This is a genomic window from Pantoea sp. VS1 (assembly GCF_002207995.1).
Taxonomy (GTDB): domain Bacteria; phylum Pseudomonadota; class Gammaproteobacteria; order Enterobacterales; family Enterobacteriaceae; genus Pantoea; species Pantoea dispersa.
The window spans coordinates 167633-180925 of the sequence record NZ_NHZE01000040.1; the positions used below are offsets into that span (position 1 = coordinate 167633).

A 13293-nucleotide genomic window follows, 5' to 3' on the forward strand; every position below is an offset into this window, starting at 1 on the left:
ACTCCCTGTCAGGAAAATATGAATTTACTGGAAGGTTCTGTGGTTTCAGCAGCCACATTCGGAAAGTCTTCTTGTTTGCTGGCCTTTTCTTTTCGCCCGTAGTGCCCGGCTTTAGTCCGGTACTCACCCTGAGTGGCAGATTCAATACCATTGGCATCAAGGGTGATATAGCTTCCACCCCCGTTGATCGTGACCTGCTTACTGGCAATAATTTCGATACGATCTTCAGTACTGACGACGCTGATTTCTCCACGAGCGATGAGCTCCATCAAATCATTCTGTGCCTGGATCTTCACCGGCCCCTGGTTCGCGATGAGCTTGATCCCCAGCTTGCGAACAAACACGCTCAGGGCACTGCCCACCCCGATGAACAGATTTTTCACCACGCTGACGTCGGCATTTTTACCGGCAGTGGCTATCAGGTTCTGCCCGGCTGATACCTGCAGATGTTGTCCGCTGGTCAGCGCCATTCCATCCGGTGAGCTGAGCAGCAGTACCGATTTTTTGAGATCCGTCAGCTGCTGTTCCAGCAGTTTAATTTGCGCCTGGAGATCGGCCGGGTTCGCGGTCGCCTTCTGCGCATCATCGGAGATGGACGTCATCTGCGCCCGGGCATCCCCCAGATTGCTGACCGCCGGCTGCATTTCCAGCACCTGGCCCTGTGCTTTCGTCTGGCCATCAGCGCTGATAAACATCCCTTTCTGTGCCCGGATGGCGCCCCAGCTGTCGGTTCTGAGCTCGAAACCCTCCCCACGCTTCTGCTTTTCGCTGTCGACCAGGTGTCCCAGATTCAGCTGGCTCTTGCCGCCGTACTCGGTGCTGACCTTGACATGCTCTTTTCCGCGCTCGTCGTCGAGGCGGATTTTGTTGTTCGCCGGCGTGCGCAGCACGTTGCGTTTGTAGTTGCGGATGGTGACGTGGTCGCCGTGCGCCGAGTCGTGCAGCACGCCGGCGATGTACGGCCGGTCCGGGTTACCGTCCTCAAAGCCAATCGCCACTTCGGTGCCCGCCAGCAGTGGCAGGTGCAGACCGTAAGTATCGCCGGCATACGGGCGGGACTGGCGCACCCACAGGCTCTCGAACCCGGTTTCCCGGTTATCCCGGTCAAACAGCATATTGACGCGATAGCGGCCGTCTTTATCGATGTGGCCGTAGGTGTCGTTCTCGGTGGTGCTGGTTACGCGGGCCGGTAATGTGCCGGCCATCACCGGGCGTGAGCCTGGCTCAGGACGGAAACTAAAATCCGTGCTGTCCGGGATCCCGTCAAAATTCACTTCAAAATCCCGGTCACGCCGCGCATGGCTGCGCATCGCCGTGATGACCACGCCCTGAGCAAACACCTCGGCCACTTCATACCCACCGGTGACGTTGAGCACCTGGCCCGGAGAGAGGGTCGGGCAGCTGGTGGTGGCATGGGTCCGGGTCTGGCCATTCAGGTAGCGCTCATGACGAATGCGGGCATAGAACGCCCCCGACTCCGCAGCCGGATTGCGGTCGTATGTATTACCCTGGGTAAGGTAGTTGTCCCCCCAGTGGTAGGCATCCCCGCAGGTGGTGGCATCCCCGCGGGTCACATCGACCTCGGTATTCATGTCATCCGTGGCCTGGCGGTAGTTGTAGTCGCGGGTGCTGACCTGCTTCTGCACCACGTTATGATGGCTCTCCATGCCCCACACCGCGTCCACTCCGTCTGAATGCTGGCCCGACGGCGGCACTGAAGGCAGCGTCAGGCCTTTTTCATACCCCTGCTGACCGTCGTAAAACTCCACCACGTCGATGTTCAGACGTGTATCCGTGGTAAAGCGAAACCAGATACCCACCTCACCCAGCAGGCGGGTAATGAAGCGCAGGTCATCCTCGCCGTACTGCATCACCTGCTCACGGCGCGGGTACTCTTTTGAGAGCGAGAACAGAAAATCCTGACCGCGCAGGTTGTGACGCTCGCGCAGGATTTTTTCCACAATCTGCGGGACCGACATGTCCTGATAAATGGCGTTCTGATGCGAACGGTCAAGCAGCGCCAGGCGTGGCTGCAGCGTCAGGGCATAATGGGTTTCATCTTTTGATGTACCGAGGCGTTCAAAGCCGCTCACCACGCCCTGAAGGGTGCGCACCGCCTGCTGTATTTTGATGCCGTAACCATGGTCAACCGGAGCCTGCAGCGTCAGGGAGGCCGCTTTCATCAGCATCATCTCTTTGCTGATGGCATGGTCAGAGCTGGTGAATTCAATACGGTAGCTGAACGGCCGGCTGAGCGCTTCATCGCCTTCAAACGCCAGTACATCAAGCCCTGCTTCACATCCCTTCACCGACAACTGGTGATGGCTGTGGCTGAATCTGATCGGGAGACGGGTGTTCATGCGTTATCTCCTTCAGTCCGGTCAAACTCCAGCCCGATCCCCTCTTCCTCGCTCCAGCTCAGCCATAGCGACTGTGGTTTCTGTCTGGCGGCCATGTGTCTCAGCAGTTGCTGACTCAGCACCGGCAGAATCTGCTGATTGAGCAGGCTGTCAACGTTGCGCGCGCCGGTATCCGGCAGCAGGCAGGCGGCGGTCAGCGCGCCATACAGGCTCTCATCAATCTGCGTGGTCAAACCGTAGTGACGATGTAAGCGTTTGCTGACCTGTGACAGCTTCATTTCCACGATGGTGCGCATCGCAGCTTCCGCCAGCGGGCGGTAAATCACCGTCTGGAAACGGGCCAGCAGCGCCGGCTGGAAGTGGTCGCGTAATATCGGGCGCAGCAGCTCGTGCAGGTCGCCTTCGGTGGCATCCGGCCGTTCGTCCAGCAGCTGCATCAGATGGTCGCTGCCGAGGTTGGAGGTCATCAGGATAACGGTGTTACGGAAGTCGATTTCACGCCCTTCGCCGTCGCGCATAAAGCCGCGATCAAACACCTGGTAGAACAGGTTCATCACGTCTCGGTGCGCCTTTTCCACCTCATCGAGAAGTACCACGCTGTACGGGCGCTTGCGTACCGCTTCGGTGAGAATGCCGCCCTGACCGTAACCCACGTAGCCCGGCGGTGAACCTTTCAACTGGGAAACAGTGTGCGGCTCCTGGTACTCGGACAGGTTGATGGTAATCAGCGATTTTTCACCGCCGTACAGCACGTCCGCCAGCGCCAGCGCGGTTTCGGTTTTACCGACGCCACTCGGGCCAACCAGCAGGAACACGCCCTGCGGGCCGTTCTCTGACGTGAGTCCGGTCTTCGCCGCGCGCAGGCGCCGGGCGATGGCGGTCAGCGCCACGTCCTGCCCGACCACACGCTGGCCGATTTCGTTTTCCAGCGTCAGCAGTTCGGTTTGCTCGTCTTTCATCAGCGAGGACAGCGGTACGCCGGTCCAGTCGGCAATCACATTCGCGACGGTGCGGGTGTCCACATCCACCTGAACCAGCACATCGCCCTGCTGCGCCTGTTCGAGCCGCTGTTGCAGGTCGGAGATCTCAGCCTGCTGGCTGATGTCCTGGCGGCTGGCCGTCAGTTGCTGTGCCAGCGCCTTTTCGTGGCTGAAACGTGCTTCCTGCTCTTCGATGCGCGTCTCCAGTTCAGTCCGCTGCTGCTCAATGGCACCCAGGCGGTCATCATGACGGCTGCTGCCGGCGGCGATATCTTCCCACAGCGCCTGCGCTTCCAGTGCCAGTGCGGTCAGTTTTGCTTTCAGGCGCACAATTTGTTCTGGCACCGTGTCGAGGCTCATCCGTACACGTGCGGCCGCAGTATCCAGCAGGTCAACCGCCTTGTCCGGCAGCTGGCGGCCCGTCAGATAGCGGCGGGACAGCGTGACGGCCGCACGGACTGCATCATCAGTGATATGCACGTTGTGGTGTTCGGCGTAGCGGGATTTAAGGCCGCGCAGCATCAGGCAGGCGGTCTCGTCGTCCGGCTCGTCCACTTTCACCATCTGGAAGCGACGTTCCAGTGCAGCATCGCGTTCGAAGTATTGCTTGTATTCAGACCAGGTGGTGGCGGCGATGGTGCGCAGTTCGCCACGCGCCAGTGCCGGTTTCAGCAGGTTGGCGGCATCCGCGCCGCCCGCCTGATTGCCGGCACCAATAATGGTGTGCGCTTCATCGATAAACAGCAGAATCGGTACCGGGGACTGCTGCACCGCATCAATGACGTTTTTCAGGCGCTGTTCGAATTCGCCCTTCACGCCTGCGCCCGCCTGCAACAAACCAAGGTCGAGGGTGCGCAGAACTACCGGCTTCAGGCTTTCCGGAACGTTGCCTTCAGCGATACGTAAAGCCAGGCCTTCCACCAGCGCGGTTTTGCCGACGCCCGGTTCGCCGACCAGAATCGGGTTGTTTTTGCGACGACGCGAGAGAATATCCACCATCTGGCGGATCTCCGTATCGCGCCCAAACACCGGGTCGATTTTGCCTTCTCTGGCTTTGGCAGTAACGTCGAGCGTGAATTTATCCAGTGCGTTCTGCAGCGCCGGATTGAGTTCGCCTTCCTTTATGTCCGCGCCGACCGGGCGCCCGACAAACTCCACCTCACCACCATGACTCTGCGCAAGTTCCGCTGCCTGTTGCCGTTCCGGGCGTTCCTCCGACTGCCCATCAAGCAGCGGGCGCAGACGCTCCAGCTGACTGTGGCCCAGCGTCAGCAGCGGCCACAGCCCGTCACAGCGCACCAGTTTCTGTTTATCAACCAGCGCCATCAGCAGATGGACGCTGCGAATCTGTTCCTCACCGTTAAGAGAAGCAATCAGCCAGGCTTCCTGCATCAGCGTCTGAAGAGTGTCAGATAACTGCGGACGCTGACGGACTGAACGCGGCAGTTTATCCAGCCAGGCAAGCAAATCCTGCCACAGCATATCCATATCCCACTCATAGCGGCGTGCCAGCACCGTCAGGTCACCTTCCCCCTGTTCGAGCAGCTTCAGCAGCCAGTGCTCCGGAAAAATTTCCGCATGGGCGCGGGTCTGACACAGGGAGGCGGCGGCTTACAGTGCCTGCGCGCAGAATGGGTTAAGACGACGCAGAAGCGCGGCTGACTGACTGTCCATAGCAAAAATCTCCTGATTGGGGGCACGCTACCGCCCATCGCTGTAAACCAAAGCGCATAAGGCAGCAGGAAAGAAGGAAATGACTTGTGATTTCACCCGCCGCGGATGAAATCACCAGACATCTGACAGAATGCGTATCACGGTCGCGAACAAGGCAACACGGCCGAATTTGGGCGGCCAGAATGCCGCCCCACGACGCCATCACACAGTCGATTACGCTAAATAGTTCGTGTCGCAGGAAGGCGGCAAGCTCATCCGCCCCGGGAGCATAGATAACTATGTGACCGGGGCGGACGAGTGCGGCCAACGCACCTGCGGCACGAAATATGACGCGTAATCAGGCGGTGGCGCGTTCGTTCCAGCTATCTGAATGAATGATGTTGCCGTCTTTATAGGTCCAGGTGATTTTTTCGTAGCGCAGTTCGATCTGCTCAAGGTGGTTGTGCTTCTCGAAAGAAGGATTTTTGATGTCATGCATTACCGGATTGACTTTCACCACTTTCACGTTTTCGAGTTTGGTGTTGAAGTACTCCACTTCCTGGCCCGCGTCGTTGATTTTGTACCACTTGAATTCCGCAGACTTCAGGGTCTGGCCGGTGGTCACCGCCTTGTACAGGTAAGGACTGGAGGAGTCGATTTCCTTGGTGAACAGGAACGGGGTGTGGATGCGGGTACCGGTCAGCTTGCCGGTGTTGTTGTCGGTCGGGATGTACAGGTTATGCTGCTGTGCCACCACTTCGATGCTGCCTTCACGATCCTGAACGTCCACAGAACCTTTAATGTCCGCACCACCGTCGTCTTTCAGCCAAAGATAAACAGGGATTGCCATGGATTACTCTCCGTTGTGTTGTGATACGTCATCATCCTGCGATGACGTCTGGGGGTTGCCCGGTATCTGGCAGGCATCAGCCTGCGGTACCAGACTGATTTCGACGCGACGGTTAAGCGCACGCCCATCCGTCGTGTCATTGGTTGCGACTGGGCGGCTTTCGCCATAGCCCTGCACCGCAAAACAGCTTTCCGGTACATCACCGGTGTCACGCATCCAGTCGCGCACCGCTTCGGCACGTTTCAGAGAGAGCGTTTGGTTCAGTTGCGGGTTACCGGTGTTATCGGTGTGGCCGGCGACCACAATCAGCCAGCCCGGCTTCGCTTTGATGCCGACCAGTGAGTTCACCAGCATTTTGGTGGACCCGGCTTTCAGCGCCGATTTGCCGGAATCAAACAGCGACATGCTGTCGAGGCGGACAATTTTCGGCACCGGTTTCGGCTGCGGTTTTGGCGGCGGTGGCGGGGGTACATACGAACGGATCGCATCCAGCACAGGCATTCGCAGACGCTCGCCCTGATACAGACCAAGGCCCATCCGCATCGGTACGCCATTGCGCGCGTGGTCATCCAACCCGGCCGCATCGTCACGCAGGACAGCAACAGCGTCGGCTTTGGGTGCGAAATCCTGCATCGGGATGCGTTCATAACGGGCAATATCGAAGCTGACACGCTGCAGCAACTGGCGATTGTTCCAGCCACTGCTGAGCAGTGCAGCCATGGCCGCCAGCGTGAAAATCGCGAGCGCATAACGGAAGGCTTGCCCACGCGGCGTCAGGCCTCGCCCTTCCGGCAGCAGCGGCAGGATAAAATCCGGCAACGCGGCAATAACCGTACTGTCCGTTCCCACCGGCTGCCAGCCCGCTACCTGTTGCATCGCAGTATGACGGGACAGCCATGCCGTCCATACCGAGGTGGCCAGACTTCCGGCCAGGATCGGTCCCAATCCCCACAGCACCGCAACCGGTGCAATGACCGGAACATCAGGGCTCTCATCAATGAAGACCGCTTTAACGTGCAACCGGAACCAGCTCATCAGGCTGTTCATCAGCACCTGTTGCTGCATCGCAGGCGCGCCACCGGTGGTGACCCATGCAGCGACTGAGCCCGGCGCTGAAGACGCACGCCAGACCCTCACCCCTTCCCCAGGGATAGCCGCCTGCCAGAGCAGATCATTGGTCATCGCACTGCCAACCTGACCATTCAGAACCAGCGGCACAGAATGCCCGGTTTCTTTACGCAGCTGGCTGATTTGCCAGCGCAGCGCCAGCAGACGACGGGTAAGCCGCTCGCTGTCGGCGTGTTTTTGCGGACAGACGCTGACCATCACCGACAGCTGGCAGCCCCAGTCAGGACGCAACCGCAGAATCTGACAGGCAACCTGTTGCAGATCCTGATGTTCCTCCACGCGGATCCAGCATCCCTGTGTCACTGTAAGCACCGATGACTGCTGCATACATGCCAGCGGCAGATCGCCACAGACCAGCACTACAGGCTGACGGTAAGTGGCTTCCGGGAGGTCATCCAGACTTAGAACGACGTCATGCTCCGCACGACGCCTGGCGACAATCCACAACGCCAGGATAAGCCCCAGCACCGCAAGCAGAAAGAGCACCGAAACCAGTCGCGATACCGGCAGGAAACTCAGGCAAACCACGGCACTCAGCAGGGCGGCCCACAGCGCAAGCCCGCGCTGCTGTGCAGGACTCATTTCACGGCTCCCGGCAGCAGGGTCACCAGCATCTGATCCAGCCAGTGGCTCAGTCCCCACCACAGCGCAGCCACCAGCACCACGCTCAGGCCAATACGCACGGGCCATGAAGCCAGCCAGCCACCCATTTCTCGTCCGGTACGGCTTTCCGCCAGAACCGGATGGGTTGGTGGATAGCTGAACGGCGTGACATGTTCGCTGAGCGCGTTGACGAGTTTCTGGCGCTCCGGATCGTTAAGAGAGCGGAAACTGCCGAGGAACCCCAGCATCATGACCCGCTGAAAGCAGGTCATAACAGCCTGGTCAGGCGCCGGTTCACGCAGCACATCACGCATGCGATCGCACAGCGTATCACCGGCATCCATGGTGCCGAGGAAGTGCCCCTGCAGGGGAATGTCATACCACTGCACGCAGGCGTCATCCTCCACACCACGACCTTTGACCGCCTCATCAAGCAGCGCACACTGTGCGGTGAGAATATGCTGACAGCTGACTTCATCGAGTTCGCTCGCTTTCAGCTCACGCTGCACACGTTCGACATCGGCAATGCAACGCTCCCACAACGTGCGCCCTTCTCCATCCTGAAACGTCGGACCGTGACGCAGGCTGATGACCTGCAGCCAGGTATCCTGCAGCAGAGCATCAATATCAATGGGCGCAGCAGTACTGCGTTTAGGCTCACTCATGTTCTCAGTACCGCAAAAAGTTCAAGTTCAGGCTCGCCGAGCATGCCCGGAACGTAAAACATACAGGTGCCGCTCTGAAGCATTTCACTGGCCAGGGGATGCGAGACATCAAGGCTGAAATACTGGTTTTCCAGACGCAGCGGAATGGCTGCCGGCACATGGCGCAGTGGCGTCAGTGGCACGCCCACCCGTGAGGAATTGACGATACTCCTGACATGATCGGGACTGCCGATCTTGCACTGGCGCGGGAACTGCTCCTGCAGTTGTGCCACCGGCATCGGTGAACGCACGGAAAGGTAGTAATCCGCCCCTTCGCGCAGACGGGAGTCATGCAGACGGGCCTGCCAGACGTGCAGCCGGGCATCGTGCTCAAGCTCAATCGCCACCACCCGCGACGGCAGGCTGGCTTCCAGCAGATCGCCCAGTAAGTCAAACAGCGGCGGGAAGACGTTATTCAGCTGTTCATGCTGCCAGACCGGAATAGCACTCACCTGATGTTCCAGCGAGAAAGTCAGCAGGCTGCCCGCAAGCCGCGCCAGTTCCGGGTACAAACGCTCCGGTGGGCTTTGCAGGTTACGCTGAAACTGGCCGAGCACCGGTTCTGCGCTGTTCAGGGCATTGAGCAGCCAGAACAACGACACATCAGCCACGGCAAAGTCGGCCATGCGCTCGTTACTTTCACGTCGCATGGCCATCAGTCGACTCAGACGGGCACGCAGTTGCGTCATCAATTGTTCCAGCTGGGTTACCAGCCAGCGGCTGCCCTGCAGAGCCAGCAGTGGCGGAAGCCAGGTTTCATCGAGTGCCCAGCTGCCCTGTGAATCCTGCTGCAGACGGGCGACCGGACAGGTCAGATAATCACTGTTGTTCTGATGGGCAAAACGCAGCGTCAGCTCTGGCTGCATCACTGCAATCTGTCGGGTATCGTCGCCAAAGGTGTTGCGGACATCCCGCCAGCGCTGGCGATAACGCACAGGGCGCTCGGCCACCTCATCGGGTTTAAGGCAGTTGCCGCCATTTGCCCGCAGCAGCGGAAGCGCCAGCACCACCACCACGCCCTGTGATTCGCCCTCAAGCATCAGCACCGGCGGCAGGTCATCGGCGTTATCGGTGTCGATAAGCGTGCCATCGGGGAAACGGATGTGCAGATGACGGGCCTGCAGGCGGCCCAGCTTCAGTGCATCAGGTTCGAAGGTGGCAGCAATCATCCCCCAGGGATGGGAGAGGCCCAGCCGGGCGATGCATTCCGCAGACCAGGCCGCATAGGCGACCTGTTGCTGGAAGTGCTGGGGAGAGACCATAACGCCCCTGCCCCATAACGGTTGTTCCGTTTTCATTGGCTTCCTGCCTTCGCTTACGATTTCGCCTTCGGCATCTGGGAAACCAGTGACAGGTTGACGTCCATGCCCTCTACCTGGAAGTGTGGGATGGCGTACAGCCTGACGCGGAAGAAGCCCGGGTTGTCGTCGATATCTTCCACTACCACCTTCGCGTCGCGCAGCGGGTGAGAAGCCTGCAGCTCATCGCCCGGATCGGTCATTTCGGTCACCAGACTGCGCACCCAGGTGTTCAACTCCAGTTCCAGCAGACGCCGATCCTTGGTGGTGCCGATGTTTTCACGCTGAATCAGCTTCAGATAATGCGCGATACGCGACAGCAGGAAGATATACGGCAGACGGGCGTTAATGCGGCTGTTGGCGGTGGCGTCCGCAGTGTCATACAGCGCGGGTTTCTGGGTGGAGTTGGCCGAGAAGAAGCAGCTGTAGTCGCGGTTTTTGTAGTAGGACAGCGGAATGAAACCGAGATTGGCGAACTCGAATTCACGGGTTTCCGGGATCATTACCTCACTCGGGATCTTCACCTGATTACCGGTGCCCAGATCGTACAGATGAATCGGCAGATCCTGCACCGCACCACCGGCCTGTGGACCACGGATTTGCACGCACCAGCCATTGTTAATGAAGCTGCGCACCATGTTGGATGCGAAGGCAAACGAGGCGTTGGTCCACAGATATTTGTCGTGATCCGGACCTTTGACTTCTTCAACGTAGTTAAAACTGCGCACCGGTACGGTGTCCGGGCCATACGGCAGGCGACCCAGCACACGCGGCATCACCAGACCGATGTAGCGCGAATCGTCCGTCTCGCGGAAGGATTTCCACTTGATGTATTCAGCGCGGTCAAAATAGTTACCGATATCTTTGATGGTCGCCACGTCTTCCATTGAATCCTTGAGGAAGAATTGCGGGCCGGCAGAGCCGATAAACGGCATATGCGCCGCAGCAGACACTTTTGAAATATTGCGCAGCAGGGCAACATCCTGCGCAGACGCATCAAACTCATAAGCGGAAATCAGCGCCGCAATCGGCTCGCCGCCTGGTGTGTCATACTCATCAATGTAGGTGTGTTTATACAGGCCGCTCTGGATAATTTCCGGGCTGTCTTCGAAGTCCTGACGCAGATCTTCTTTAGACATATCCAGCAGTTCGACTTTCACGTTTTGGCGGAAATCGGTTTTATCAACCAGCGATTTCACGCCGCGCCACAGGCTCTCCACTGCCTGGAACTCTTCGCTGTGCATGACCGCATCCAGCTGACGACTGATCTGGTGGTCCAGCGCGGCGATATGATGGTCAATCAGGTTTTTGTCGAGTTTTTCAACTTTTGCGCCTGATTTTTTCAGGCACTCCAGAAATACCTGCATGCCGGCGGTTAAACGCTCATCCGCCGTTGCATCCGACATCGCCTGCGCATCCTGCCAGATATCCAGCGCGCTCAGCTCAGAAACCGGGTTGAGATTGATTTTTTCAAACAGGGTGGCATAAACCCCACCGGCTGCCGGACGCTCCAGCACCACGCTCTCGCCACCCGTCGCATTCTCATTATTTACAGACATCAGCATCTTCCTTATTAATCCGTTAAATCATCGTGATGGTTATGGCTGTTTTGGTGCCAGGGTTGAGAGCTCAGCGCGCAGTTCTGCACTTAACGCCGGGTCCAGCAGAATTTTTTCCAGCTCTTTTCGGAAGGCCTGGTTATCCAGCAGGTTGGCTTTTAAATCACGCAGTAAATTACGCATGGAAAGCATGGCCTTCAGCTGAGGTATTTGCCGGGAGACCTGTTCCGGAGAGAAATCTTTCATGCTCTGGAAAGTCAGACTGATGCTGTCTTCGCTGCCGTCATCGGCCAGCGTATTTTTAACGGCAACTGTGACTTTTGGCGAATATTCGGAAAGCACTGCGTCAAAATTATTTTTGTTCAGATTAACTTTGGCTCGCTCTGATAATGGTGCGGTCGCCTGACCATGACTGAAGTCGCCTGCCACCAGTAATTTCAGCGGAAGCTCGGTTTTCTTGCTTGCGCCCCCGGTATGCAGGTCAAGTTTTAAGTTAATACGTGCCTTTGGCACTTCATTCTGGAAACTATCTGCCATTTCATCATCCCTCTTTTTATCTCAGCACACATTTTTCGCGCCATACTACTTTAGAGGTAACAACAGAGCAATGATCGACAAAAAAGCAAATAGCCAGATCTTTAAGCTACAAAAGTGACAGACACAAGCCGTTAACACTAAAAAATGCAGATCATTGTCACCTGAAACCAGCTAAAAAAACTGGCAAAGACATTAAAGGCCGCACATTAATGCCAATAAAAAATAAAGTTGTGGATTAATATTAACAAAGCGTGAATTTATTGATTCAGGTCAAAATAAAAAATCCGCCAGAAACCATCCCACCATCAAGAAAGAAATGACATAAAAAGATAAAAATTGCGGATAAAAGCAGTGCGGAATTTCATACAGGACGGTAATGAGATGAAGTAAAGATTTCAGGTAAAACAGAGCGCACTTAAGCCCCGTGCTACATCAGTTCAACGTAATCGTATAAATCACCACCCATGTGGGAAATTTCGTATAAATAACGTTCGGGAGCGACCAGAGGGAATCAATCAGGATAGCGTGGTTCACGACATAATGACGTATGCGATCAATCGCGCCGCTGCTAATTCAGTAATCTATTCCTCACAAACTTCATTCCAACTGCCCCGTCAGCGCTGACGCCATGCCGAGGGTGCCATACCGTGCCGCTGGCGGAAGCGGTTGCTGAAATGGCTGGAGGAGTGGAAACCGCAGCGCAGGGCAATCTCAGTGAGCGACAGCGTGCTGAATTGCAGCAGCTGCTGCGCGGCTTCCATACGGCGGCGCATCACATACTGGTGCGGCGCTTCGCCGGTGCTGCTGCGGAACATACGCGCAAAATGGTATTCGCTGAGCGCCGCCTCTGCCGCCAGTTGGGCCAGCGTTAACGGCTGATCCAGCTGCGTATCGATCAACGCCAGCACGCGGCGCAATACCGCCGGTGCCAGTCCGCCGCGCACCTGCGGCAGCTGCCACTGTACCTGACTGTAGCGCTGCAGCAGATGGGTCATCAGCAGTGTTGAGGCGCTACTCAGCATCAGCTGGTTGGCCGGCTGCTGCCAGTCGGCGCTCAGCAGAAAATGGCGATACAGCTGTGTGATGCGGTCATCGTCGGCAAAAATCTTCTCATGCAGGTTAAGCTGCGCCGGGCTGCGATCCCACACCTGCTCACCGAGGTGACGCAAATGCGCATCGGTGCAGTAGAGGTGCACGAAGGATAAATCCGCGCGCAGATCCCAGGTCGACTCAGTGCCAGACGGCATCAGGCAAAAGCGATCCGGCGCGCCGCCGTTGCGCCAGCCGTGCGGCGTTTTGTGCCAGGTATCGTAACCGTCAGCCACATAAAGGCTAAGCGTATGGTGATCGCTGAGGTTGGTCACGCGATCGCCACTGTTGAACCACGCCGCCAGCCGAATGCCGCCGCTCAGCTGCACGCTATCGCGCAGCTGCGCTTTGTGACGCTGAAGCATAGTAAACGTCTGATATTCCGGCATGGTCTGACATCGCTCTCTGGGTTGATGTCTGTAGTTTACGCAACTGACCGGACAGAAAACAGGTCAATGCCGGACCAGGCGGGAAAAAGCGCAAGAATTTGCAAGTGCTGCGCAAAGTCATGCAAGCCGCGCTCCTGTCGCTC

Annotated in this window: 9 protein-coding genes; all 9 read right to left on the reverse strand. The window is 57.5% G+C overall.

The annotated features are described in order from the left end of the window. Positions 1-8: 8 nt before the first annotated feature. The 9 genes from CBW22_RS15025 to CBW22_RS15065 all read right to left on the reverse strand — a co-directional run bounded on the left by CBW22_RS15025 (position 9) and on the right by CBW22_RS15065 (position 13150). Complete coding sequence (locus CBW22_RS15025) at positions 9-2360, reverse strand: type VI secretion system Vgr family protein (protein WP_088517087.1); 2352 nt, start codon at positions 2358-2360, stop codon at positions 9-11. Continuing rightward, entirely contained in the window at positions 2357-4939 is a 2583-nt protein-coding gene (gene tssH / locus CBW22_RS15030) for a type VI secretion system ATPase TssH (RefSeq protein ID WP_254919522.1), read from the reverse strand. The genes CBW22_RS15025 and tssH overlap by 4 nt, the downstream gene beginning before the upstream one ends. Before the next feature lie 412 nt (positions 4940-5351). Continuing rightward, positions 5352-5843 (reverse strand): type VI secretion system effector Hcp, encoded by a 492-nt coding sequence (gene hcp / locus CBW22_RS15035; protein WP_058776563.1) that lies wholly within the window; start codon positions 5841-5843, stop codon positions 5352-5354. Between the two features lie 3 nt (positions 5844-5846). After that, positions 5847-7553: an OmpA family protein gene (locus CBW22_RS15040; RefSeq protein ID WP_088517088.1), complete on the reverse strand. Its 1707-nt coding sequence runs from the start codon at positions 7551-7553 to the stop codon at positions 5847-5849. Continuing rightward, positions 7550-8239, reverse strand: coding sequence for a type VI secretion system protein TssL, short form (gene tssL / locus CBW22_RS15045; protein WP_021509113.1), 690 nt, complete (start codon positions 8237-8239; stop codon positions 7550-7552). The genes CBW22_RS15040 and tssL overlap by 4 nt, the downstream gene beginning before the upstream one ends. Further along, a complete protein-coding gene (gene tssK / locus CBW22_RS15050; protein ID WP_088517089.1) occupies positions 8236-9576 on the reverse strand; it encodes a type VI secretion system baseplate subunit TssK in 1341 nt (446 codons plus the stop codon). The genes tssL and tssK overlap by 4 nt, the downstream gene beginning before the upstream one ends. Positions 9577-9593: 17 nt before the next feature. After that, positions 9594-11141, reverse strand: coding sequence for a type VI secretion system contractile sheath large subunit (tssC, locus tag CBW22_RS15055; RefSeq protein WP_088517090.1), 1548 nt, complete (start codon positions 11139-11141; stop codon positions 9594-9596). A 33-nt stretch (positions 11142-11174) separates the two neighbouring features. Beyond that, on the reverse strand, positions 11175-11672 hold the full coding sequence (gene tssB, locus CBW22_RS15060) for a type VI secretion system contractile sheath small subunit (RefSeq protein WP_088517091.1): 498 nt from the start codon (positions 11670-11672) through the stop codon (positions 11175-11177). 614 nt (positions 11673-12286) lie between these two features. Further along, a complete protein-coding gene (locus tag CBW22_RS15065) occupies positions 12287-13150 on the reverse strand; it encodes a helix-turn-helix domain-containing protein (RefSeq protein WP_088517092.1) in 864 nt (287 codons plus the stop codon). Positions 13151-13293 lie beyond the last annotated feature (143 nt).